The organism is Frankia sp. Allo2 (genome assembly GCF_000733325.1).
GTDB lineage: Bacteria > Actinomycetota > Actinomycetes > Frankiales > Frankiaceae > Frankia > Frankia casuarinae.
In genome coordinates this window covers 21667-45582 of the sequence record NZ_JPHT01000007.1, presented here as the reverse complement: position 1 = coordinate 45582, position 23916 = coordinate 21667, and the positions used below count along the sequence as shown (strand labels likewise).

Annotated in this window: 18 protein-coding genes and 1 pseudogene; 12 read left to right on the top strand and 7 right to left on the bottom strand. The window is 69.0% G+C overall.

Translation table 11 applies throughout. The features are described 5' to 3' along the window. Positions 1-21: 21 nt before the first annotated feature. Positions 22-1530: a PAS domain-containing protein gene (locus ALLO2_RS07430; protein ID WP_369808131.1), complete on the bottom strand. Its 1509-nt coding sequence runs from the start codon at positions 1528-1530 to the stop codon at positions 22-24. A 626-nt stretch (positions 1531-2156) separates the two neighbouring features. Here ALLO2_RS07430 and ALLO2_RS07425 point away from each other — a divergent pair. The 6 genes from ALLO2_RS07425 to ALLO2_RS07400 all read left to right on the top strand — a co-directional run bounded on the left by ALLO2_RS07425 (position 2157) and on the right by ALLO2_RS07400 (position 6747). Beyond that, on the top strand, positions 2157-3464 hold the full coding sequence (locus ALLO2_RS07425) for a CpaF family protein (RefSeq protein WP_035730729.1): 1308 nt from the start codon (positions 2157-2159) through the stop codon (positions 3462-3464). Beyond that, complete coding sequence (locus ALLO2_RS07420; protein WP_035730726.1) at positions 3464-4354, top strand: type II secretion system F family protein; 891 nt, start codon at positions 3464-3466, stop codon at positions 4352-4354. The genes ALLO2_RS07425 and ALLO2_RS07420 overlap by 1 nt, the downstream gene beginning before the upstream one ends. Continuing rightward, a complete protein-coding gene (locus tag ALLO2_RS07415; protein WP_035730724.1) occupies positions 4351-5301 on the top strand; it encodes a type II secretion system F family protein in 951 nt (316 codons plus the stop codon). Before ALLO2_RS07420 ends, ALLO2_RS07415 begins: the two co-directional genes overlap by 4 nt. Before the next feature lie 84 nt (positions 5302-5385). Further along, the gene (locus ALLO2_RS28070; protein ID WP_023839919.1) at positions 5386-5613 is read left to right on the top strand and encodes a hypothetical protein; all 228 of its coding nucleotides are present in this window, start codon (positions 5386-5388) and stop codon (positions 5611-5613) included. Between the two features lie 28 nt (positions 5614-5641). Further along, positions 5642-6127: a TadE/TadG family type IV pilus assembly protein gene (locus ALLO2_RS07405; RefSeq protein WP_369808133.1), complete on the top strand. Its 486-nt coding sequence runs from the start codon at positions 5642-5644 to the stop codon at positions 6125-6127. Between the two features lie 176 nt (positions 6128-6303). Beyond that, entirely contained in the window at positions 6304-6747 is a 444-nt protein-coding gene (locus ALLO2_RS07400) for a hypothetical protein (protein ID WP_035730816.1), read from the top strand. Positions 6748-7014: 267 nt separating this feature from the next. Here the strand turns inward: ALLO2_RS07400 and ALLO2_RS07395 are convergent, their stop codons facing one another. The 3 genes and pseudogenes from ALLO2_RS07395 to ALLO2_RS28065 form a co-directional block, all read right to left on the bottom strand. Then, a complete protein-coding gene (locus ALLO2_RS07395) occupies positions 7015-10497 on the bottom strand; it encodes an aminoglycoside phosphotransferase family protein (RefSeq protein WP_035730718.1) in 3483 nt (1160 codons plus the stop codon). Between the two features lie 200 nt (positions 10498-10697). Next, complete coding sequence (locus ALLO2_RS07390) at positions 10698-12386, bottom strand: CocE/NonD family hydrolase (protein WP_035730716.1); 1689 nt, start codon at positions 12384-12386, stop codon at positions 10698-10700. A 251-nt stretch (positions 12387-12637) separates the two neighbouring features. Beyond that, positions 12638-12846 (bottom strand): annotated as a pseudogene (locus ALLO2_RS28065) (ABC transporter permease); the annotation flags it as partial. Between the two features lie 440 nt (positions 12847-13286). Between ALLO2_RS28065 and ALLO2_RS26990 the strand changes: the two are divergent. Continuing rightward, positions 13287-13694 (top strand): pilus assembly protein TadG-related protein, encoded by a 408-nt coding sequence (locus ALLO2_RS26990; protein ID WP_049761044.1) that lies wholly within the window; start codon positions 13287-13289, stop codon positions 13692-13694. On the opposite strand, the gene ALLO2_RS07380 is transcribed toward ALLO2_RS26990, so the two are convergent. Further along, complete coding sequence (locus ALLO2_RS07380) at positions 13636-14754, bottom strand: hypothetical protein (protein ID WP_011435242.1); 1119 nt, start codon at positions 14752-14754, stop codon at positions 13636-13638. The genes ALLO2_RS26990 and ALLO2_RS07380 overlap by 59 nt on opposite strands. A gap of 765 nt (positions 14755-15519) precedes the next feature. Here ALLO2_RS07380 and prfB point away from each other — a divergent pair. Together prfB and ALLO2_RS07370 are read left to right on the top strand one after the other, a co-directional pair. Further along, positions 15520-16620, top strand: coding sequence for a peptide chain release factor 2 (gene prfB, locus ALLO2_RS07375; RefSeq protein ID WP_011435244.1), 1101 nt, complete (start codon positions 15520-15522; stop codon positions 16618-16620). Positions 16621-17235: 615 nt separating this feature from the next. Continuing rightward, positions 17236-18072, top strand: a complete 837-nt coding sequence (locus ALLO2_RS07370) for a polysaccharide deacetylase family protein (protein WP_011435245.1) — start codon at positions 17236-17238, stop codon at positions 18070-18072. A 54-nt stretch (positions 18073-18126) separates the two neighbouring features. Here the strand turns inward: ALLO2_RS07370 and ALLO2_RS07365 are convergent, their stop codons facing one another. Then, positions 18127-19278: a uroporphyrinogen-III synthase gene (locus tag ALLO2_RS07365; protein ID WP_011435246.1), complete on the bottom strand. Its 1152-nt coding sequence runs from the start codon at positions 19276-19278 to the stop codon at positions 18127-18129. Positions 19279-19694: 416 nt separating this feature from the next. On the opposite strand from ALLO2_RS07365, the gene nirB reads away from it, so the two are divergent. From nirB to cobA, 3 genes are all read left to right on the top strand, one after another. Beyond that, positions 19695-22343, top strand: coding sequence for a nitrite reductase large subunit NirB (nirB, locus tag ALLO2_RS07360; protein ID WP_035730813.1), 2649 nt, complete (start codon positions 19695-19697; stop codon positions 22341-22343). A 36-nt stretch (positions 22344-22379) separates the two neighbouring features. Further along, positions 22380-22724 carry a nitrite reductase small subunit NirD gene (gene nirD, locus ALLO2_RS07355; protein ID WP_011435248.1) on the top strand — a complete coding sequence of 115 codons (345 nt, stop codon included), beginning with the start codon at positions 22380-22382 and terminating at the stop codon, positions 22722-22724. Between the two features lie 106 nt (positions 22725-22830). Beyond that, complete coding sequence (gene cobA, locus ALLO2_RS07350; RefSeq protein ID WP_011435249.1) at positions 22831-23661, top strand: uroporphyrinogen-III C-methyltransferase; 831 nt, start codon at positions 22831-22833, stop codon at positions 23659-23661. On the opposite strand, the gene ALLO2_RS07345 is transcribed toward cobA, so the two are convergent. After that, a complete protein-coding gene (locus tag ALLO2_RS07345) occupies positions 23626-23811 on the bottom strand; it encodes a hypothetical protein (RefSeq protein WP_023839929.1) in 186 nt (61 codons plus the stop codon). The two genes, cobA and ALLO2_RS07345, sit on opposite strands and share 36 nt — an antisense overlap. Between the last annotated feature and the right edge of the window lie 105 nt (positions 23812-23916).

Sequence of the window (23916 nt, the reverse complement as noted above, 5' to 3'; positions counted from 1 at the left end):
ACCGCCCTCCACCCCGCTCGGTCACAGTCCGGAGATGAGTCCCTCGATCTCAGCCTCCAGGATCCGGCGGTCGGTGACGTCGCAGTAGAGCCAGACATGGCCGCGGTAGCCGTCGGCCGCGGTCAGCGGGATGTGGCTACGCTCGAACACCCGTCCGTCGGCGAACATCACCGTCTCCCGGCGTAGCGTCCGCCGTCGGCGGAGCAGGATGTCCAGGCGCGTCGCGAATCCGGATGGATCGTCCACCAGCCCGGGCCGGGGACGCAGCTGCAGCCGGCAGTCCGTTCCGACCAGGTCGACGGGCAGGTCCGCCAGATCGAACAGATCGCAGTACACCTGGTTCACCGCCACCACACGCCCGTCCCGGTCGGCGATGAGCACGGCGGTCGTCAGTTCGGCGAGCAGGGTCGTCAGCCAGCGTTCCCGGTCCCGGCATGCCTCCTCGATCCGTCGGGCCTCGGAGAACAGGCAGCCACAGGTGTGGTTCGAGCCCCTGGCGCGTCCGAAGGGACGCAGGTCGTCGTTCTCGCTGCGATGCAGGGCCACGGCCGCGCGCCACTCCGCTCCAGGCGGGAGCGTCCCGCGGGGAAACCCGACCGTGGGCCGATCCTCGGTGGATTCACGGGATGTCGCCCGGCCTGGCGTCGGTTCGCCGGGAACCGGCCGGCGGGGAAGCGGAACAGACCATTCCCAGCCCCGATCGCCCCGATCGGACTGGTCCGGCAGATCACAGGGGTCCGGTCCGTCGAACGGGTCCGGTCCGTCGAACGGGTCCGGTCCGTCGAACACGCCGAACCTGTCGAGATCGCCCGCGGGCACCCCATCGGCGGCGAGGGCCTGGAGGCCGAGGAGATCATGACCGAGCAGGTGTCCGTCGAGGAGGTCGGGATCGAGAGCTGCGAGTTCGAAAGCCGCCTCGCGACGGTGAAGGCGGTCGAGTTCGGCCTGCTCGTCGTCAAGGTGTTCGAGATCGGCCGCTTCGTGAGGCGCCGGTTCGCGGGAGGCGACGTCGGGTTCGGCTCGTTCCCGGACAGCGACGTCGTCGGTATCGGGCTGGTCCGCGGACGATGGGCCGATCGGGGAGCGACGCCCCTGGACCCGCGGCGAGGACACTGGCNCACCCTTCATCGGCACACCCGTCACCGGCCCGGCGGCGTTCTCGAACGCACTGGCCGACGGCACGGTGAGGGTGCCGACGATCCGTCGTCTACCGTCCCCTGCCGAGGTCACCACCGTCTGCATGACCGCGTCGCAGGGTGGTTCGCCCGGTCGGATCAACCGGACCTGGATCGAAAACCCGTCGCCGTGCGTGACGAGGTGCCGCCATCGGCTGCCGACGTTCGCTACGTCGCCGGGATGGACAATGCGTTGCCATCCCCGTCCGACCGCCTCGTCGCGGGTAACGCCGGTCAACTCGGACCACAGCCGGTTCACAAAGAGATACCGGCCTGCCGTATCGGTGGCGAATACCGCGACCGGGCAGTTTTCGACAATCCGCCAGAACATTTTCCAAGCGGTCGTGTCGAACATGTCTGACGATCGGGGATCCCGGGCGCCACTCATCGTGATGCCCCTTTCCCCCCCGGGGGATCGTGCCGGGGATGCGTCGGGGGCAACGCCGCCCTGGTGGCCGAATGAGGTTCTCGCGAGCGGCTGACGACCGCGCTGGTTGTTGGCTGACCGGACACGGAAGGGACCCCCGAGGCAGGCGTTGGTGGGACGCTGGATGAGACCGGCGGGGNGGGGGGGNTCCGCCTGTCGACCCAGCGATGCGATATCGACTACAGGGATGTTCGGGTTAGGGACCGCCGAAAGGCTATCGCCTCGGCGTCGTTTCGAGGGAGAAATCGCGCGGGCGTTTCCGGGGCGGTTGGTGCACCGTCGGTGCAGTCGATATGCGCGCAGAGCGAGGATGAATGTCCGGTCCGCGGCCGCTTTTTGACTGCGGAGAGTAGCAGTCTTGGTGGTCAAGGTGGGACCCTGTACGGGCTGTGGCCTACCTGAGTCCTACCCGCTCCACACCCTCGGTGGGGGTTGTGCGAACGTTGTTGCGTCTGCCCCCGACGTCGGGGGTTGCTTACCAGTGACCTTCTTTCTACGCTTCGTGGCAATTGTTGGGGCGGGAAGAGACGAAAGTCGGAGGAGCAGCGGTTTTCGTGGCGGTGGCACGCGGCAGTTGGCTGGACGCGACATCGTTCGTGGAGGACGAGGTCAGAGAGCTTGTCCGGCGGCGTTCTCTCGATCCCGTGCGGGACCCGGCGCAGGTGCGTCAGCTCGTTCACGAGGTGCTCGCCGACTATGAGGAACGGGCTCTCGTCAGCGACCTTCCCCCGGTCGTCGACCGGGACGTCACCGCCCGGCTGGTCTATGACGCGGTTGCCGGGTTCGGGCCGCTGCAACGCCACCTCGACGACCCGACTGTGGAGGAGGTCTGGATCAACGAGCCGGGCCGGGTATTCGTCGCCCGGGCCGGTCGCAGCGAGCTGACGACGACCATTCTGACCGCCGATCAGGTCCAGGACCTCGTCGAGCGGATGCTGAAGTCCTCGGGCCGGCGGGTGGACCTCTCGACCCCGTTCGTCGACGCCATGCTTCCGGATGGTTCCCGGCTGCACGTGGTCATCCCCGATGTCACCCGGGTGCACTGGTCGATCAACATCCGTAAGTTTGTGCTGTCCGCGTCGAGCCTGGACGAACTGGTCGGTCTTGGGACGATCACGCTGGCAGCGGCCGCCTTTCTGGACGCCGCGGTCGTCGCCNGCCTCAACATCATCGTTGCGGGCGGCACCCAGGCCGGCAAGACGACCATGCTCAACTGTCTCGGCTCGGCCATCCCGGCCCGGGAACGGGTGATCAGCTGCGAGGAGGTGTTCGAGCTGAAGCTGCGGGCCGCCGACTGGGTGGCGATGCAGACCCGGCAGGCCAACCTGGAGGGCAGCGGGGAAATCCGGCTGCGCCGGCTGGTCAAGGAGGCCCTGCGGATGCGCCCGGACCGGCTCCTGGTCGGCGAGGTTCGCCAAGAGGAGGCGCTCGACCTGCTGATCGCGCTCAACTCCGGGCTGCCCGGTATGTGCAGCCTGCACGCGAACTCGGCTCGCGAGGCCGTGACGAAGCTGTGCACCCTGCCCCTGCTCGCCGGCGAGAACGTCAGCCATGCCTTCGTGGTGCCCACCGTCGCCGCCAGCGTGGACCTCGTCGTCCATCTGGAGAAGGACGTCTCGGGCCGGCGCCGCGTCACCGAGGTCGTCGCGCTGCCCGGCCGGACGGAGGGGGATGTCATCGAGATTGCCCAGATCTACCGCTCGCGCGCGGACGGACTGGTCCGCGCCGACGGCTTCCCGCCACATCCCGAACGGTTCGCCCGCGCCGGCTACGACCTGCCCGCCCTGCTGGCCCAGAGCGACCATGATTACCATCATCATCGGCCCGGCGGGGGCTGGCCCGAGATCGCCGCGGAGCGCTGATGGGCATCTTCCTCGGCCTGCTGTTCGGTCTGGGTCTGTTCCTTATCGTCACCAGCGGCCGGCCGCGGTTCCCGGCCTGGTCGGCGACGGCGCGCTGGGAACGGTCGACGAGCGACCTGCTCGCCCAGGCGGGCATCCGCGGCGTGACCCCGCGCCAGTTCGTCATGATTAGCCTGGGTCTGGGCCTGTTGGTCGGCCTGGTCGTCCTGGCATTCACCGAGACCGTGTCGCTGGCCGGCGCCTTCGTCGTGTTTGCGAGTCTGCTGCCCCGAGCTCTCGTGGTCCGTCGGCGGCATGCCCGCAGGCATGATCTGCGGGAGCTGTGGCCGGACGTCGTCGACAACCTGTCCAGCGCGGTGCGGGCCGGGATGTCGCTGCCCGAGGGCCTGGCCGCGGTGGGGGTGCGGGGGCCGGTGCAGCTGCGACCGGCCTTCACCCGGTTCGGCGAGGACTACAGCGCCACCGGGTCGTTCTCGGCCTGCCTGGACCGCCTCGCCGACGAGCTCGCCGATCCGGTGGCCGACCGCATCATCGAGTCGCTGCGGATGGCCCGGGAGGTCGGCGGGACCGACCTCGGCCGGCTGTTGCGCACGCTGTCCACCTTCCTGCGGGAGGACGCCCGCACCCGCGCCGAGCTTGAGACGCGGCAGAGTTGGACGGTGAACGCCGCCCGACTCGCGCTCGCCGCCCCCTGGATCGTGCTGCTCCTGCTGGCCACCCGGGGGCAGAACGTGCGGGCCTACGACAGCCCGACCGGGGTCCTGGTGCTCGTGGTGGGCGGCGCCGTGTCGGCCCTCGCCTACCTGCTCATGAAGCGGATCGGCCGGTTGCCGGAGGAGGGCCGGGTGCTGCGCGGGGGAGCGGCAGCCGGCCGGGNGGCGGGATTGTGACCACGGTCGCCAGCGGTGCGCTGATCGGGTTCCTCGTCGGGCTGGGCCTGGTCATCATCGTTTACCGCTCCCCCCGGGCCCGGCGCATCCACCTCGCTGACCGAATCGATCCCTACCTGCGGGACACCCCCACACCCTCGAGGCTGCTCGACGACCGGCCGCGGGGGGTGCCGCGGCCGGGCCTCGCCGCGGTCGAGGCGCTCGCGCGCCCGTTACTCGCGGACGCCGCCGGTCGACTCGACCGTTTCCTGGGGGGCCGGGCCGCCCTGCAACGCCGGCTGACCCAGGCCGGCGGACGGACCAGCATCGAGGAGTTCCGCGTCCAGCAGGTCATCTGCGCGGCCAGCGGGGCGCTGATCGGCGCCTTCCTGCTGGCGCTGCGCGCGCTGCTCGGCGTCGGCCCGCCGGCCCTGGTCAGTGTCGCCTTGATCGTCGCTGGCACGGCCGGTGGGGTGGTGGCCCGGGACTACTGGCTGTCGCGGGCGATCTCCGAACGCGAGGACCGGATGCTGCTGGAGTTCCCGACGATCGCGGAGCTGCTGGCGCTCGCGGTGACCGCGGGGGAGTCGGCCATCGGGGCGCTGGAGCGGGTCAGCCGGTTGACCCACGGCGAGCTTGGGCGCGAGCTGCGGCTTGCGCTGGCCGACGCCCGCGCCGGGGCCACCCTCGTGCAGGCGTTGGAGGGCATCGCGGCGCGTACGGCGTTGGCGCCCCTAGTGCGGTTCGTCGACGGGATGGCGGTCGCGATCGAACGGGGGACGCCGCTGGCGGACATCCTGCGCGCGCNGGCCGTCGACGCGCGTGAGGCGGGCAAGCGGCAGCTGCTGGAGGCCGGTGGCCGCAAGGAGATCGCGATGATGATCCCGGTCGTGTTCCTCGTCCTGCCGACGACCGTGATTTTTGCCTTCTACCCGGCCCTGGTGAGTTTCACCGTGATCGCGCAGTGAGTGTCCGGGGGCGCGCAGGTGGCCGCCCGCGGGGTGGACGCGTCCGTCCGGCGAGGTCGGATCAGCCAGCCTGAAGGAGGAGACATGGGACGAACAGGGCAGGCCGTGAAAGCGAGATGGCGGGCCTGGCGGTCAGCCGTCGCATCGGGCAGCCGCCATGATCGCGACCGGGGGGACGTCCCCGGCTGGGTCATGATAACCGTCATGACGGCGGCGCTGGTGGTCGCGATCGCCACCCTGGCGACGCCCGCCCTGCAGAACCTGTTCACCTCGGCCATCAACTCGGTGTCGGGTATCGGCGGTGGNGGCTGAGCTCGCGGCCGCCGCGGGGCCGGACGGGATCGACGGCGGCCCCAGGGGAACCGGGCACCGACCGGACGCGGTCGAGGACGGCGTCGAGGACGCCTCGGACGCCTCGGACGCCTCGGACGCCTCGGACGCGGCTGACGCGGCTGACGGCGGATCGGCCGTCGTCGAGTTCATCCTGGTGGGGACGTTGTTGCTCTTCCTGATCCTGGGGATCATCCAGGTCGGCCTGGTGCTGCACATCCGCAACACGCTCGCGGCGGACGCCGCGGAGGGAGCCAGGCACGCGGCCAACCTCGGCGTACCGGCGAGCGAGGGCGGTCCCTACGCCCAGGCCCTCATCGCGCGGACCATCCCGGGACGGTCCGACGCCGTCTGCACCGGGGCGCAGGTCGATGGGCCGGGTGGCACGCCGCTCGCGGAGGTCACCTGCCGGGTTGCCGTGCCGCTCGTCCTGGTCCCACTGGGCGACGGCATCACGATCACGGTGAAGGGCCATGCGCTCAAGGAACTGCCGTGACGAGGGGTGGCGTGGCGGGAGATCGGGTCGCGCGGGCGATCCTGCACTCCCTGCCGCGGGCGATCATGATGATCAGGNCAGGTTGTGTGGCTTTCGTGCGCCGCGTCGGTCGCATAGGCCGCGTTGTCGGGCCCGGACAGGAAGGCCGGGCGACCAGGGCCGACGACGGTTCGGCGATGATCGAATTCGTTGGATTGTCCGTCGTGCTGCTCATCCCGTTCGTCTACCTGTTCCTGTGCGTCTTCGCGGTGCAGCGCGCGGCGTTCGGGGTGACCCAGGCCGCCCGGGAGGCCGGGCGGGCGTTCGCCACCGCGGACAGTGAGACGCAGGGCATGGACCGGGCGCGGCTCGCCGCGCAGCTCGCCCTCGCCGACCAGGGCGTCCCCGGCGCGCCACAGGTCCGGTTCGCTCCCGAGGGCGCCGACTGTGGTGCGGGGGATCCCGGAGACGGCGCGGCAACCCTGGAGCCGGGCGCGTCGTTCGTCGTCTGTGTCCGTACGGTCGTGGCGCTGCCGGGAACCGGCGCCTTGTTCTCCGGCATTACCGATGTCACGGTTAACGGCCAGTTCACCGTAGTGATTGATCAGTTCCGCGCCGACAGGCGGGAAACCCAGCCCTAGCAGGGGTTTCGTACGTTCACGGGGTTACGCGGGATCGCAAGGTTTTACGGGGTCCGGTGGACTTTTTGGCGGCGAAGGACTTGTCCGGCTCGGGGAGCAACTCGGCTCGGCGCGCCAGGTCGGCGAATTTGGGGGAGCAGAGTCCGGTCTGCGGTCCCTGAAGCGTGACTGGCTCCCCAAAACTCGGCCGCCACGCGATGTACACCACGTCCGTGGACTCCACTGATGTCGATCCGCGCGGACACCTGGCCGTTCTTGCTGGGCTGGCTATCGGCGTCTGCCGGCCCACTGCTGTATGAGGGCTGCGGCGGCCTCGTGGTCGATGGTAACTCGGTTGCTGAGTACGGCGTGCGCGGCGGCGAGTTTCCTGACGAGCTTGTCGATGAATGCATGTGTGTCATCGCGGCTGAGGTTTCCTTCGGTGATGATTTTTGTGTAGCGGACGGTGTCGACGATGGCGGACTTCACCCGTTCGTGGGAGAGGTAGGTGTCGAGGTCTGACTGCCATCCCTCGGTGGCCGGACCGTTGACAACGGAGGTCCACCCATGGACGAGTGCGGCTGACTCGTCGGGCTGGTAGCTCATCTTGTGCAGGTGGACCGCAAGATCATAGACCGGATCGCCCCACAGGGCGAGTTCCCAGTCGAGGAAGTAGGCTTGGCCANCCGAGATGATGATGTTCTTGCGGTGGATGTCGGTATGGAGAAGGCGGAAAGGCCGCGGGTGCAGCGTCGTCCATCGACTGTTGATCTCGGTGAGCGCGTCGATGGGGATGCCGAACTCGGCGTACAGATCGCCGAAGTCGGGAAGGAACCGGGAATGCACGCCTGCGGTGACAGCGGACAGGCGGCGGGCGAAGTCGGCGGTCCGCCCGTCCGCCGGCCAGCCTGGCGGCGATTGCGGCAGGCGTTCGCGCGGGACGAGGCCGAGCTGCCCGAAGAGTTCCACGACGTCGCCGATGACGTGGTCGGGGACACGGGTGCCGCGTGGTGCGGTGTTGTCGAGGAGCTGACCGGGAAGGAATTCCANGATCTGATAGCGGGGCTGCATGCGGGCGTAGAGCAGACGGGGCGCGTGGGTCACGGTCCCGCGGATGGCGCGCAGCACGTCCCCTTCCGGCCAGATCATCAGGTCCATGATGTCGCTGCCCGGAATCGGGATACGAACAATCACGTCTCCGGCCGGCGTGTCCATCCGGATGTTGTGATTGTAGAAACCCGACGCGGCATCGGGGCGCCCGACCGCCTGCCGGTACAGTTCGTCGGGCCGCCACGTGTGCCCGTTGAGCAGGTCGGCGACGAAGTCCTCGACGCGGGCGTCAAGATCGGTAAGCGTGCCGAACGGCTGGATTCCTGCCCGTGCCCGGCTCGCGGCGGCGGTCACCTGCCCGTCATCGATGCCGAGGATGGACAGTGCGTGCGCCGAGCAGAGGATGATTGTCGGGTAGACGTCGGCTGCTTCCAGCTCGCGGACGCTCCACTGGAGCGAGGAAACCGCTTCGTCGAGCTGACCCCGGCGAGCATGGACCAGGGCGCGGTAGAACTCGGCGCGGGCTCGACCGGAGCGATACCCGACCCCATCGAGGGCGGCGCACGCGGACCGTAGGGAGGTCTCGGCCTCGTCGAGCTGACCGCATCGGAGCTGCCCGATGGCGAGAGCGGTATACGCCTTGCCGAGCTCGTGATGGGCGCCGATCTCGCGTTGGATCTCGATCGCCTGGCCTGCCTCGACGATGGCCTCGGCAGGGTGGGTATAGGCGAGGAGTTCGGCCCGGTTGGTCTGGATGTTGGCCAACCCGAGAACGCTATCGGCTGCGGCGTAGTGGGCGGCGGCCTCGTCGAGATAGCGGGCGGCGGCGTCGAACTCGAACGCGAACCGGTGGGCGAGGTGACGCATCCGGGCCACGTCTCCGTGAAACTCGGTGTCCTGCCCCGGAGCGGACGCACTCAGGTCGGTGGCGAGTGCTTCCGCGTCTCGGAACCGGCCCTGGGCCATGTGAAGGTCGGCGGCCCACAGGCCCGCGGTCAGCCGGGATGCCCCCGTGGCGTGGTCCCAGACCTGGGTGTAGGCGTCGAGCGCGGCCCGGGTCTCACCGGCGATGCGTCGACCATGTCCGGCGGCCACGGCGAGCCGCGCGCCGACCATTGTGTCGATGGCCAGAGCGGTGACCGGTTCGGGAACCAGCGCCGTGACCGTGGCCGCGTCGCCGAGGCGAATCGCCGCCTCAGCCTGCAGGCACCGCAGCGCTTCGGGCAGGTTGTCGTGGTCGGGTTGGTCGTTGAGCCGGGCGCGCAGGTCCTCGGTGATGCCTTGGGCTGCGCTGTGTCCCCCACGGCGAACCGCGTGGTCGGCATAGCCGAGGATGCTCTCGCCGCTGATCTGCCGACCCCGCAGGGCGTGATACGCGGCCTCCCGCAGGGCGCGGGCGGCATGAGCGCCGCTGTCCTGGCCGGTCGCCTGGTCGGCCCGGTTCTCCCACAGTCCCTGTAGCAGGGCGTGGATGTCGGTGGTAGTGCCCGGAGAAAGCCGTTCCCGCAGGGCTGCGGCCATGAGCTGATGAAACCGCAGCGCGGTGTTCGCCGGGTATACGAATGAATATGCGGTGAGGGATTCCCAGGCGATGCGATGTCCCGGGAGATGGAACGTGGCCGTCAGCATCCGAAAAATATCATAGTCGAAGATTCGCGCCGGGCTCAGGACCTCCAGTGATCGAATCTCTTCCGGGGCGACATGCTGAAGAAAGCGCGCCAAGATCTCCTGCTGGGACACGAGGGCACCGCTGACCCGCCCACCGGTCTGCAGGTGCGTGTCCACCGCCAGGTTCAGATAGAATGGGAGACCTGCGCTGGCGTCCGCAATTGTCTGGCGCTGGAACGGATCGGTGATCCCACCGGTGTCGAGGAGTTCCAGCCGGGCTTCCATGGGCAGGCCGCCGATGTCGCATATCTCGATGAGGCCGTCCCAGTCGGGATCCGTCAGTTCCCACCGCAACGGTTCCCGGCTGGCGATGACCACCAGGCCGCGGTCGAGCTGTGCCACGAGATCACGTAGCCAGGCATCCGCGAGTTGCGCCCGTCCGGTGCGTACCGGGCTCGGCACCAGTGCCTCGTGGCTGTCAAGGATGATCACATACTGTCTGTCCTGGCTGGCAGCCCGAAGGTCTTCAGCGAACAGAAACGTGACGGCGTCGGCGAGCTCACTGTTCGGCAGGTCGTCGAGTGTCGCCAGGGTGGGATCGCGCCGCACCCGCAGGCGGCGGCGTATGTCGCAGCCGCCACGCTCCAACAGCTTGATAAGGCCGCGGGCCGTACCGAAAATCGGAATTCCGGTCATCGTGTCGGCGATATCCGCGAGAATGGAACTCTCGTCGACGAATGCCAGTTCCGAACGGTTCAACCGCAGATGTGGGTGTAGCCGCTGCCACAGCACTGCGTAGGCGATGTCGAAGCGATCGAAGTGTACCCCTTGCGACCCCAGTTCGTTGCGTAGCACCGCCAGCGCGTCTTCCTGCTGGCGCAACGAGTGCACCTGCAGATCGAGTGATGCCGTTCGATACCGGGTTGCCGCCCGGTCCTTCAACTCGCGCAGTAGTCGTGACTTACCTATACCGCCCACGCCGATGGCGTTGAAGACCCGTGGACCGTCACCTAGATGGGTCAGCTCTTCGGCGAAAGCCGCCAGCACCGGTTCGCGGTCCACGAAACGCCGCTGCAGTGCGGCGACCCGATGAAACCGTGGCGCAGGCGCCATGTAAACCTCCGACCATCACAGACCGCGATACCGTCGAGGACGATGCAATCATAGTCGAGCTTGACGACGCACGATGGACCAGCACATCGTGCTGCGGCGCGATCCGATCCTTCCGACCCGCACCCGGGGGGCGAGCCCGGGTGCGGGACCGCGACCACGGTTCCGCACCCGGGTAGGCGTGCGCCGTGGGATCCGGTCGGCTAGTCGTTCTCGAGCGGAATCTCGTCGAGCGGGATGTTCAGGTAGGACGAGGAGCCGTCGGTGGACGAGATCTCGATTTTGCTGTTGGTGACGGTGGCGTCGCCGAAGAACCTGTCCTTGGTGTCCACGACCAGCTGTATCTGGTGGCCCGGCGTGATGCGGTAGTCGGCCGGCTGTAGGTGGATGTCGATCGTTTGCGTCTCTCCCTCGCGGTCGTTGAGCAGGGTGAAGGGCGCGCTGGTGATGATTTTTGCCTTACCGGTACCCGGGTCGACGTCGAACAGGTGCGCCACGAGCGTCGCGCTCTTCGCGGACGGGGTGACCGTGAGATGCGCCGAGACGGTTCCGGTGATCTGACTCGGTGCGGTGAGCGGTTCGGTCGACCACNCCGCGGCGTCCTCGCGGGAGATCTCCGAGGTCTCGTACACGATCGGAGCCCCCAGTCTTTCGAGGACGCCGGTCTTTACCAGGGCCGGGGCTATCAGTGCTGGGGTGTCCGTGCCGGCCCGGAAGGTGTGGCTCCACCCGGAGTTGGGCTGAGGCGTCAGTGAGCCGTCCGATGTCCCCGGCAGCGGCGCGTTCAGGTAGTAGCGTCGCGGCGGCAGCGTGTACGAGTCCCAGTCGGCGAGCTTCTTGATCGTGAACAGGTTGTGCATGTACTCGGTGTGCACGTCGCCGTCGTTCTCCACGCCGTTCTCCTCGTCGGCAACGAAGCGGTCCAGCCAGCGGAAGGTCGTCGCTGTCGGACGACTGATGCCGCCGAGAAATCCCTTGATCTCGTCGCCGCCGTGATCTCCGATCAGTACCAGGAGACGTTTGGGACCGATCAATGCGTTGAAGAACTCCACCACCGCGGGTACCGAGAAGATGGTCTCGTGCCAGTAGGTGCCGAGGAAGATGGGGACCCTCCTGGCGTTGAGCTCGTTCAGATAGGTAACCGGTGAACGGACCGCGCTGAACTCCAGCAGCCGTTCGATATTCCGATTCGCCCGGAAGTCGTCGAAGATTTCCCTGACTTCGGCGGAGAGGTTCTCCTCGCCGAACAGCTTGGCGAGCTCCTCGAACGCCAGCAGGTGTCGTGTCTCGTTCTCGTACAGCGATCGGCCCAGATCGGCCCAGGCGCTCTGCGCGCACACGGCCCGCACCCGGTCGTCATGCGCCGCGATGATCAGGCTCTGGCCGGCGCCGTAGGACGACCCCGCGAACCCGATCCGATCCTGATCCGCGCGGTCGGGATAGGTGTTCAGTACCCAGTCGATCACGGCCGAGCCGTCCGCCCGGTCCCGCGGACCGGCGACGTCTATCTTCCCTGTGGAGTCGGCGATCCCACGCTCGCTGTACGCGACCGCCAGATATCCCTTGAGCGCGAAGTTCAGGAGCATCCCCGGATACGACTTCCATCCCGTCGGCGCCAGCGGAGCCGGCATGATGACAACCGGGTGCGGCCCCGGCTTGAGGGGGACCAGCACGCCGGCGTCGAGTTGGACGTCGGCATCGGCTCCGGGGATCCTGGTCGCCGTGAAGGTCCCCGCCCCCCGCAGTTCCCCGAACTTTGCCACGGTCGCCGGCGGGAGATTCTTGAAGTCGCCGCTCTCGAGATTCTCGAGAGCGGCGATCTCCGCGTCGAGCAGTGTTCTGTCATTGGGCGCGAAATCGAACACGTTCGTGGTCTTGGCAGCCGTGGTCACTTGGATGATCCCCTTCTGGGTATGGGAAAAGGAGCCTGCCGGCGAACCTGGCCGACGGACGCGCGATCGTCCGCGGCCGTGACGAGGTGAGATCCGGATATCGGATCCGTGGTGCGGAAGTCTCCCGGTGCACGGGTTCGGAGCCTAGAGGTGTACGCGATCGTCAGGGGTGAGGTGAGTACTTTGTCCGCGCGCCGTACGGCAAGATGGTTTTGACCCGCACGCGGCTGCTGGTTACGAGCGAAGCCCTGCAGCCAGGACAGCGAGAGTACGAACAGCGCCAGCACGCCCACAGCGGCGAGCCACCGCCCGAGGCCCGCGGGCGAGCGGAAGCCGATGGCGAAGGCCACGCCGAACACCAGCGCCGTCGAGACGAGATTGCGAGCACGCTCGCCACGACGTGTCCCACGATCAGTGCGCCGCCGTTGACGTCCATCGAGCGGAACCGGTCGATGACTCCGGTAGTAAGGCGGATCAGTGCCGCATGACCGTATTCTCCCGCAATGGGGCTGCTATTCTTCCACAATAGGGTTGCTAATAGGGTTGCTGGGGCAGTGGGTTTCCGGCCTCGCCTGTTCGGCCTTCCGGCAGGAGCGTCAGCAAGGAGAACGCGTGCCCGTGACCAAACATGTGCCTGTGACCAGCGGCGGGACGGGGTCGGCCGGAGCAACGGGGTCGGCCGGAGCAACGGGGTCGGCCGGAGCAACGGGGTCGGCCGGAGTAACGGGGTCGGCCGGAGTAACGGGGTCGGCCGGAGTAACGGGGTCGACCGGAGTAACGGGGTCGACCGGAACACCGGACGGAGTCGTCCGCCCGGACGGAGTCGTCCGCCCGGACGGAGTCGTCCGCCCGGACGGAGTCGTCCGCCCGGACGGGACCAACCGCGCGGACGGCGGGACCATTCTCGTGCTGACGTTGGGGTATCTCATGGTCGCGGCGATGCTGGTGGTCGTTGTGACCGACGTGTCCGCCGTCTACCTCGCTCGTCGGTCGGTGGCCTCGGCCGCCGACGGCGCCGCGCTGGCCGCTGCCCAGCGCATCGACGAGAACGCGATCTACACCACCACCGACGCCTTCGAGCGCCTGCCCCTCGCCGACATCGCCACGACCGTCGATCAGTACCAGCGCCGGGCCGATCCGAGTGGCCGCACGATCCTCACCTCCACCCTCGTCGACGCGACGACGGTGGAGGTGGAGGGCACGCGTGTGGTCGACCTTCCGGTCGTCGGCTCCCTCGGGGTGGGTCCGGTCACGGTACGTGCCGGAGCGCAGGCACAGTCGGTGGTCCGCCAGCCCGCTGCACCATGACGCCGGCCGGCGCCGGAACGCCGAACCGCGCCGGTTGCGTGCGCGTCACCCGTTGGCTTTCCTCCGACCCCTGATGCAACCAGGTCGAGGTGGCGTCCATGAGATCGTCGAGACCGTGGCCGGTGCGGCGCTCGGCCAGATCCGACACGTCCCGGACCAGCCGGGCCACCCATTCGGCCGGCCGCCCGGCGGACAGCGCCACCGCCTGAGCGGCGTGCTGGGCTGCCTCGTCGCGATCCGGGACCTCCCGGGCCAGCGCGGCCCGGGCCTGCGCCATCCGCACCGAGACCACCATGCCCGTCTGGCCGCTGCCGGTGATCAACGTCGAGGCGCGTTCCAGGTGAGGCGTGGCCTCGTCGGCCGCGCCGACGGTGGTCAGGGCCTCGGCGCAGGCCAAGGCCAGATCCGCCGGGGAGTAAGTGTCGAGCGAGAAACCCGGCGAGCCGTGGGCGGTGTCGTCGAGCCGTTCCATCGTCTGCCAGGCTCTGGCGACGGCGTCCCGGACGCCTGCCCGGTCGCCGGTCGCCGCACAGGCGCTGGTGACGACCTTCCCGGCGATGAGGGCCCGGGTGGAGCTGTGCCCCGCGATCCGCGCCGCCGCCCCGGCGATCTGCAAGGACACCGCCGGGCTGTGTGGGCGGACCACCCGGGCGCGCAGGGCCAGGGCGCGGGCGGCGAGTGGCCCGTCCCCGGCCGCCCGGGCGAGCGCCGCGGCCCGGTCGGCCCGCGCAGCGGCGTCGGAGTGTTTGCCGCGGTCGTAGGCGGTGGCAGCAGCCACCGTCGTGACCGCCGCGTGCAGCCGCATCCACTCCAGCGCCGGCCGGCCGCGCAGCCGGTGCTCCCGGGGCACGGTCTGTGTCGTGCGCTCCAGCGAGACCAGGGCGGACGTGGTAGTGATCAGATCAGACGTCTCGTAGGCCCTGACCGTCGCGGTCAGGGCTGCCATGCAGGCTTCGTGCAGGCCGGACGCGTCGCCGCGCAGACTCACGGAGCCCACCGCCGCGAGGCCGGTGGCAACCAGGACAGAGCGTCGGTCTGCGACCTCCGGGACCTCCGACACGATGGGACCCTCCGTGCTCCTGCGGGAATGATCGCGGCCTTCCGCTGGCACGCGACGGGGCGGTGAGTCGCCGCCGCTAACGGCGTGATCCGATCGCTCGGACGACGGATCCGGTTATTCACGGCGGCCTTCCTCCTCTTCCCGTGGTAGTGGTCGGTTTCCCGTGGTAGGGGTCGGTCCTTGAGTCTTCGTCCCGTCCCGGCGACATCGACCGGTGCACACGCGCGCACCGGTCGATGCGTCCGAGCTCTCCGCATCCGGGCTCTCCATGGCCGACACCCATATGGTCGCGGGGCCGCACTGTCCCGACGAAACCCGGCGTTCACGTATTCGTGCGCGAAGCGCCGCCTTCGAAGGTATCGTTTGGGGGCCGCGGACGCGTCGAGTTGTGCGCACTCGGCGATGTGGTACGTGTCTCTTCAGGGATTGGTATCGGTTGTTGTCGGAGGTTGTTGTCGGACGGCTGAACCGCCTGACCGCCCGGGGCCGCCGTAACGATTGTCCGCAGTGCGGGCGTCGGTTGGCCGAAATGCTCGTGGCATCCCGCGAATGTTTCATCCTCGTGTCGTCGAGCCATTGCATGTTTCGCCACGATGATGTTTCCCGGTCGAGGCGTCGTCGGGATGCCGTCGGGATGCCGTCGGGAGGTCGCGGGGATGCCGTCGGGGCTCGGCGCGACGCCGATGCGAACTCGGCCGGCTCCCGTCCGGGCGGACAAGATCCGTTGTGGCGGTGGCCCCNGGCGCCGCCGGNAAGGNGAACAGCATGGCCGTCGACCTGTCCGAGGAGATCAAACAGCTGGATGCCACGTTGACCGGCATCGAGACGGTTCTCGACGTGGAGGGGTTGCGCCGTCGCGCCGAGGATCTGGAGCGTCAGGCCGCGGACCCCGACCTCTGGTCCGATCAGGACCGGGCCCAGGCTGTCACCCGCCGGTTGTCGTCGACGCGCGGGGACATCGCCAGGGTGGAGGGGCTGCGTCGCCGTCTTGACGACATCGCCGCCGCCGCGGACCTCGGCGATGAGGATCTGCTCGCCGAGGCCGCAGCCGATCTTCCCAGGCTGTCCAGTGACATCGCCGGTCTCGAGGTTCGGACCCTGCTGTCCGGCGAGTACGACGAGCGGGACGCGATCGTGCAGCTCTCGGCCGGGGCCGGCGGGGTGGACGCGGCCGACTGGACGGCGATGTTGCTTCGGATGTACCTGCGGTGGGCCGAGCGGCACGGCTACGCCACGGAGGTCTTCGACACCTCCGAGGCCGAGGAGGCGGGTCTGAAGTCGGCAACTTTCCAGGTCAAGGCGCCCTATGCGTACGGGACGCTGCGCAGTGAGCACGGGGTGCACCGGCTCGTCCGGATTTCGCCGTTCGACAACCAGAACCGGCGGCAGACCTCCTTCGCCGGGGTCGAGGTCACCCCGGTCGTCGAGCTGTCCGACCACGTCGACATCGACGACAAGGATCTGCGTATCGATATTTTCCGTTCGTCCGGTCCGGGTGGGCAGGGGGTCAACACCACCGACTCCGCGGTCCGCATCACGCATCTGCCCACGGGCATCGTGGTGACGTGTCAGAACGAGCGCAGCCAGCTCCAGAACAAGGCCGCCGCGATGATCGTGTTGCAGGCGAAGCTCCTGGAGCGGCGGCGGGCCGAGGAGGCGGCGGAGAAACAGCGCATCACCGGCGGGCCACAGGACGTCTCCTTCGGATCGCAGATCCGTAACTATGTCCTCCACCCGTACCAGATGGTGAAGGATCTGCGTACCGACACCGAGACCTCGAACACCAGCGGTGTTCTCGACGGCGAGCTCGATGATTTCATCGACGCGGAGATCCGGTGGCGGCGGTCGGTTGAGAACCAGGCGTGAGAGGGTTCTTCGGAGCTTTTGTCGACGCCTGGGATGTGTCTGGTTCCGGACTGAGCGGGCAAGCCTCGCCGCACCGTCCGGGCGCTCGTGGCCCGGCGAGACGATGAGCGCCCGGCGCCCGGCGCTCCGGTTCCGGAGTTCCGGAGTTCCGGAGGTTCGGAGTTCCGGGGGTTCGGGGGTCTGGAGATCCCCCGTTTCCGGGACGGCATCCGAATGTCGCCTGCCTCTCGGGGAACGGACGGTGAAAAGACAAAGATCCGGCCGTGGTGGGAACGTCGGTGTGACGTAGGCCCGGCCGGCGGCTCGGCCCGGCCCGGCGTCGGGGAAGGACTCCACCGGATCTCCTGACGCCATTGGCATGCCGGGTATACACGTGTAGAGTTCCGGGTAGTTCGCGGACCGTTCGATTTTTTAGTTTCGGTGTCTTGATCTGGTCCGCCTACTGCTTCACCCGATGGGATGTACGCCCGTGTCACCTGGTCGTTCACAATTGCGAACCGCTGTCGCGGAGGGAGTGCGGTCTGTGTCCCTGCACACGAATGCACGCATGTATATGTGTGGAAATAACGGTGCAAATCCGGGCAAGATGGCCAGTCTCGCCGGTACGGGAACGCCGTGACCTCCCTGGCGCCTGCGGCGTCCGGCGCCGCAGGCGGCGTGTTCGAGGGTGCGCCCACGATGCCCCTGCCCGTCCTTATGTACCACGGCGTCGGTGATTCGGTGAGTGCGGACTTCCGACGCTGGGAGGTCCCTCCCGGTGCCTTCGCCGAGCAGCTCGAGGCCCTCGTCGAAAGCGGCTACCACCTCACCGGTCTCACTGACGCGCTGGCACATCCCACCCGCCGCCAGGTGGTGATTACCTTTGAGAACGGCTTCGAGGACTTCGTCACCACCGCGGTGCCCGCTCTGCGGGCGATCGGGGCCAGCGCTACCCTGTATGTGCCGACCGCCTTCGTCGGCCGGCGCGCCACCTGGCTGGATGGCTACACCGAGCGCAACCTCCCCCTGTTGGACTGGTCCGACCTCGCCGCGCTCGCCGGGGAGGGCATCGAGCTTGGCTCGCACGGTCACCGTCATCTGGAGCTCGACGTGGTGCCGACCGCTCTGGCGCGGTACGACGTCACCGCCAGCCGGCGGCTGATCGAGGAGAGAACCGGCCGGCGTCCGGACAGCTTCTGCTACCCCTTCGGTTATCACTGTGCGGCGGTGCGCCATGTCGTCGCGGCCGCCGGGTTCGAATCAGCCTGTGAGGTCGGATACCGCATTCATCAACCGACGTTGTCCCGGTTCGCCATCAGCCGATTGATCGTCAATCGGGCCGCTGGGGCGGCCGACATCCTTCGGCTCGTTTCCCAGGGGCATCGCGACGCCCTGCTCAGCGTCCGGCGAGGACTGCAGTCGGGGTGGCGGACATATCGAGCGGCGCGCTGGCGGCTCGGCCGAGGCGCCTGACGACGGGGGCGCGGGAAACTGGAGTCCGGGGCCCGGCGGTTACCGCGTGCTCTCTCACACGACCGCGAGCCGATAGCCCCGCTTGATGACGGTCTCGACCGCGCAGCCGGCCGGTCCCAGCGCGGTGCGTAACCGGGCGACGGTCATCTCGACCGCGTGTTCGTCGGTCAGCCCGGCCGTGCCCGTCCGGCGCAGCAGCTCGGCTCGGGACAGCACCCGGCCGGGACGCTCGGTCAGCGCGTCGAGGACTGCCGCGGTCCTGGGTGCGAGCATCACCGGCTCGCCGTTGACGATCACTGCCCCGCCCTGGACCCGCAGCACGTGCCCCGCGGCCTCGACGGTCCGCACCCGGCGACGCGGGAGCTCGTCGGACAGCGTGCGCACGAGTGCTCCGAGCCGGAACCGGTCCGGGGTCACCGTCGCCACGCCCTGCCGTTCGAGGGGGGCGGCACAGACCGGACCCACGCACGCGGGCAGTACCTCGCCACGCAGCGCGGTCAGCAGTTCGTCGAACTGTCCCATCTCCCGGGCGATCCGTAGCAGGCTCACCACGGCGGGCGCGCTGGTGAAGGTGACCGCGGAGACCCCGCCGGTGACGATGAGCTCGACCATCCGGCGGACCGGCCGCAGATCGTCCGGTGGTTCCCACCGGTACACCGGTATCTCGACGACCTCGGCACCCGCCGCGCGCAGTCCCTCGACCATGTCTGGCAATGGCTCGCCGTGTAGCTGCACCGCGATGCGCAGCCCGGCCAGGTTCTCCGTGAGCAGATGGGCGACGAGCTCGGCGCCGGATTCCGAGCGGGGCGACCAGCACTCGGTCAGCCCCGCGGCCCGGACGGCGCCGGTGACCTTCGGCCCGCGGGTGAACAGCCGGGCGCCGTCCAGCCGGTCGCGCAGCCGCTCGCCGAGCCCCCAGCCCTCGGCGGCCTCCACCCAGCCGCGGAAGCCGATTGCCGTCGTGGCGATCACCGCGTCCAGCGGCCGGGTGAGGCACTCCCGGGTCGCGGCGAGCAGCAGGCTGTCGTCGGCAAGCGGCACTATGCGCAGGGCCGGGGCATGGACCACCCGGGCTCCGCGCCGTTCGAGGAGGTTCGCGAGCTCGTCGCGGCGACGCGCGGCCGTGACCCCGACGGTGAAGCCGAGCAGCGGTGGCAGCGCGGCGCTGACGGCCGGCTCCCTCGATGTCGCCGACGCCGGGAACATCCCGGGTGCGCTGGTGGTTTCGGGCGGGCTGGTGGTTTCGGGTGTTCCGGCGGTCCCGGGTGCGCCGGACCGGTCGCCAGCGTCGGGCCGCCCGGGACTACGGATTGTCACAAGGCTACCTCCTGGGCTGGGGTCCCGCGCCGATCCCCCGGTCACCGCAGGATCGGACACGGCCATGTCCACGCGCTTGCCGGTGTGCAACGCCGGTGTTAACCGGCACCGTTGCGTATTCACGACGTCCGCATCGAGCGTTCGTCGGGCATCTCACATCCCGTCGTGTCGTGGAGTGCATGCCTTGTAGCCGGACCGACCTGACTTCGAGTCAGCGTTGACATCCTGGGTTCGTACGGTTCTGGCCGTAGCGGGTGCCCGTTCGGACCGGCACCCATCGGTTCGGACGTGCGGGTGGNGCGCGGATGTCTTCTCGATCACTGGTGGTCGTCGGCCACGGCATGGTGGGGCATCGGTTGTTGGCGGCGCTGCGGGACCGCGACGTCGAGGGGCGATGGGATGTCACGGTCCTCGCGGAGGAACCTCGGCCCGCCTATGACCGGGTGGGCCTCTCGGCGTACTTCACCGGGGCCACCGCGGAGGACCTCAGCCTCGTCGAGGACGGATTCCTTGAGCACCCCCGGCTGCGAGTGCGTCTCGGTGAACCGGTCGTCGCCGTCGATCGGGCCGCCCGGACGGTGACCACCGGTGCCGGCCGCACCTACCGGTACGACGCGCTGGTGCTTGCGACCGGTTCCTACCCGTTCGTCCCACCGGTACCCGGCCGGGAGGCCACCGGCTGCCACGTCTACCGCACGATCGAGGACCTGGATGCGATCTCCGCCTCGGCGCGCGGCAGCCGGACCGGGACCGGTGTGGTCGTCGGTGGCGGCCTGCTCGGCCTGGAGGCGGCGAACGCGCTGCGTAGCCTGGGGTTGGCCACCCACGTCGTCGAGTTCGCGCCCCGGCTGATGCCGGCCCAGGTCGACGAGGCCGGCGGGCAGACACTGCGAGCCCACATCACCGGGCTCGGGATCGGCGTCCACACCGACACGGCCACCGAGCGGATCGAGGCCGATGCCGACGGGCGGGTCGCCCGAATGGTCTTCGCCCGTCACCCCGAGGGGCTGGCCGGCCTCGACACCGACGTCGTCGTGTTCTCGGCGGGGNTCCGCCCNCGGGNCGCTCTGGCCCGCGAGTGCGGACTCGACGTCGGGGATCGCGGTGGCATCGTCGTCGACGAGGGCTGCCGCACCAGCGACGAGCACATCTATGCCGTCGGCGAGTGCGCCCTGGCGGCCGGACGGGTGTACGGGCTGGTCGCGCCCGGATACGCGATGGCCGAGGTCGTCGCGGACCGTCTGCTTGGCGGCGACGCGACCTTCACCGGCGCCGACATGTCGACCAAGCTCAAGTTGCTCGGCGTCGATGTCGCGAGCTTCGGGGACGCCTTCGGGACGACTCCCGGTGCGCTGCCTATCACGTTCGCCGACCCGGTGGCCAAGGTCTACAAGAAGCTGGTGCTCTCCGACGACGCGCGTAGCGTCCTCGGTGGCATCCTTGTCGGCGACGCGGGGGAGTACGGAACGCTGCGGGCCATGGTCGGCTCCGCCGGGGTCGTGCCGGACGATCCCGCGCGGCTCATCCTGCCGGCCGGCGACGTCGCCGGGGCCGGCGGCTCCGGGGCCGGGGTGGCGCTCTCCGCCGGGGCGCAGATCTGCTCGTGCAACAACGTCACCCACGGTCAGATCTGCGCCGCGATCAGCGCGAATGGCCTTACCGACGTCGCTGGGATCAAGGGGTGCACCAACGCGGGCACGAGCTGTGGCAGCTGCGTGCCGATGCTCAGGACGATCCTCGGCCAGCAGCTCGCCGCCGCGGGCCTCGAAGTGTCGAAGGCGCTGTGCGAGCACTTCGACGTCAGCCGGGCCGAACTGTTCGAGATCGTCCGGGTGCGGGGGATCACGACGTTCTCGCAGCTGATCGCCGAGCACGGTCGGGGCCGGGGCTGCGAGGTCTGCCGGCCGGTGGTGGCCTCGATTCTTGCCTCCCTCTACAACGGGTACGTCCTAGTCGGCGAGCAGGCCGCCTTGCAGGACACCAACGACCACCTGCTCGCGAACATGCAGAAGGACGGCACGTACTCGGTCGTCCCCCGGCTGCCCGGCGGCGAGGTCACGCCCGAGACGCTCATCCTGATTGGCGAGGTGGCCCGGGACTTCAACCTCTATACGAAGATCACCGGCGGGCAGCGCATCGACCTCTTCGGCGCCCGGGCCGAGCAGCTGCCGAAGATCTGGAAGCGGCTGACCGACGCCGGACTCGAGTCCGGACACGCCTACGGCAAGGCGTTGCGGACGGTGAAGTCCTGCGTCGGGGAGACCTGGTGCCGCTACGGCGTACAGGACTCCACCACGTTGGCCGTCGACCTGGAGCTACGCTACCGCGGCCTGCGATCCCCTCACAAGATCAAAATGGCGGTCTCCGGCTGTGCCCGGGAATGCGCGGAGGCGCGGTCCAAGGACGTCGGGGTGATCGCCACCGAGCAGGGCTGGAACCTGTACCTGGGCGGCAACGGCGGTCATCGGCCCCGGCACGCGGAGCTGTTCGCCTCCGACCTCGACACCGAGACGCTCGTCCGCTACATCGACCGTTTTCTGATGTTCTATGTGCGCACCGCCGATCGCCTCCAGCGCACCGCGCCGTGGGTGGAGAGCCTCGACGGCGGCCTTGGGCATGTCCGCGAGGTCATCGTCGACGACTCGCTGGGCATCTGCGCCGAGCTTGACACGGCCATGGCTTACCACGTCGCGACCTATCAGGACGAGTGGAAGACGACGCTGGCCGATCCGGTCGCACTGCGCCGGTTCGCCTCGTTCGTCAACGCCCCCGAGGGGGCCGACCCCGACGTCATCCACGTCCTCGAACGCGGCCAGCCCCGGCCGGCCCGCCCGGCCGAGCGGGCGGCCCTCATCGCCGGTGCCACGCTACCCGTGGTGGCTGACCGTTTCCTTGCCTATCCAGGCTCCTTGCCTATCCAGAGGGACGAAACGGACACAAAAGCCTCTGGATAGGCAAGTAGGCGCATCACGGACGATTTGGAGGCCGCCATNATCTGGACCGACATCTGTGCCCTGGACGATCTGACTCCCGATCGCGGCGTGGCCGCGCTCGTCAACGGCGCCCAAGTGGCCATCTTCCGGCTGAGCGACGGTCCCGTGCTCGCCGTCGGCAACGCCGACCCGATCGGCCTGGCCAACGTGCTCTCCCGGGGTCTCGTCGGCTCCCGCGGAGACCGGGCCGTGGTCTTCTCGCCGTTGCACAAGCAGGCGTTCGACCTGGCGACGGGGGAGTGCCTCGATGCCGAGGGGGTGCGCATCCCCGTCTACCCGGTGCAGGTGCAGGACGGTCGGGTGCTGGTCGGCCCCGTCGCGGCGGCCCGGCCGGTCAGCTGAGGCGATCAGTCGGGCGATCAGCCGAAACGGTCGGCTACGGTGATCGGCCCCGAACGGGCTGGTCAGGCCGCACACTGGGAGAAAGCCGACGCGGGAGGGGACGAAGATGACCGGTGCGCAGACAGCCCCGGGCGGATGGGTGGCCCTTGTCGGTGGCGGTCCCGGGCGGGCGGATCTGATCACCGTACGCGGTCTACGGCTGCTCCAAGCTGCGGATGTCGTGGTGGTCGACCGGCTGGCTCCCCGTGAACTGCTGGACGAGGTGCGACCCGGTACCGAGATCATCGATGCGGGCAAGGCGCCGCACGGTCACAACCTGACCCAGGACGAGATCAACGCGGTGGTCGTCGATCGGGGACTGCGCGGGTTCGGTGTCGTCCGGCTCAAGGGCGGCGATCCGTTCGTCTTCGGTCGTGGCGGCGAGGAGGCTCTGGCCTGCGCCGCGGCCGGCCTGCCCTGCGAGATCGTCCCCGGGGTGACGAGCGCCGTCGCGGTCCCCGCGCTCGCCGGGATCCCGGTGACCCACCGGGGCATCACCCAGGACGTGGCCGTCGTCAGCGGCCACATCGATCCTTCGCATCCCGGTTCCACTGCCGACTGGGACGCGCTCGCTACCGGTCCGGGCACGGTCGTCGTGCTGATGGGCGTCGGGGCACTCTTTGAGATCAGTCACGAGCTGGTGAAGCGGGGCCGCCGGCCGGAGACTCCGACCGCGGTGATCCACGCTGGCGGGACAGCCGATGAGACGATTATCATCGGGCCCCTGGTGGATATCGCCCAGCTCGCGGCCGAAGCCGCGATCAGTTCTCCCGCGGTCATCGTAATCGGAGATGTGGTTACGCTACGTGATCGACTTGCAGGCGTGATAGGTACCGTCGGGGCGGTCCCAGCGTGGCCGGGCTCAGGAGACGTGACGGGCGGCGAGGACCGCCAGTAGCATCACGATTGCGATCAGTGCGACGATCACCTGCGGTGACATCTGGAAGAAGTTCTGGCGCAGATACTCGCGCGAGGCGCGGCAGGTGGGACACCGGCCTTCGACCACTAGTCCGGCGCAGCGCGCGCAGACGAGATCCTCGCTGCCCATGGCGCCTCCTTCCCACCCGTGACGGATGCCATGATCGGGCGATCGTCGCACTTCCCCGGGATGGGGGACAACACCCGGACGTTCCGGATGGAGCACGACCGCTGG

Bases quoted from the DNA above. Each gene is read 5' to 3' on its own strand.
- ALLO2_RS07400 (WP_035730816.1), top strand. From the start codon at position 6,304: ATGATCGAATTCGTTGGATTGTCCGTCGTGCTGCTCATCCCGTTCGTC.
- cobA (WP_011435249.1), top strand. From the start codon at position 22,831: ATGACCGGTGCGCAGACAGCCCCGGGCGGATGGGTGGCCCTTGTCGGT.
- prfB (WP_011435244.1), top strand. From the start codon at position 15,520: ATGGCCGTCGACCTGTCCGAGGAGATCAAACAGCTGGATGCCACGTTG.
- ALLO2_RS07365 (WP_011435246.1), bottom strand. From the start codon at position 19,278: ATGTTCCCGGCGTCGGCGACATCGAGGGAGCCGGCCGTCAGCGCCGCG.
- ALLO2_RS07345 (WP_023839929.1), bottom strand. From the start codon at position 23,811: ATGGGCAGCGAGGATCTCGTCTGCGCGCGCTGCGCCGGACTAGTGGTC.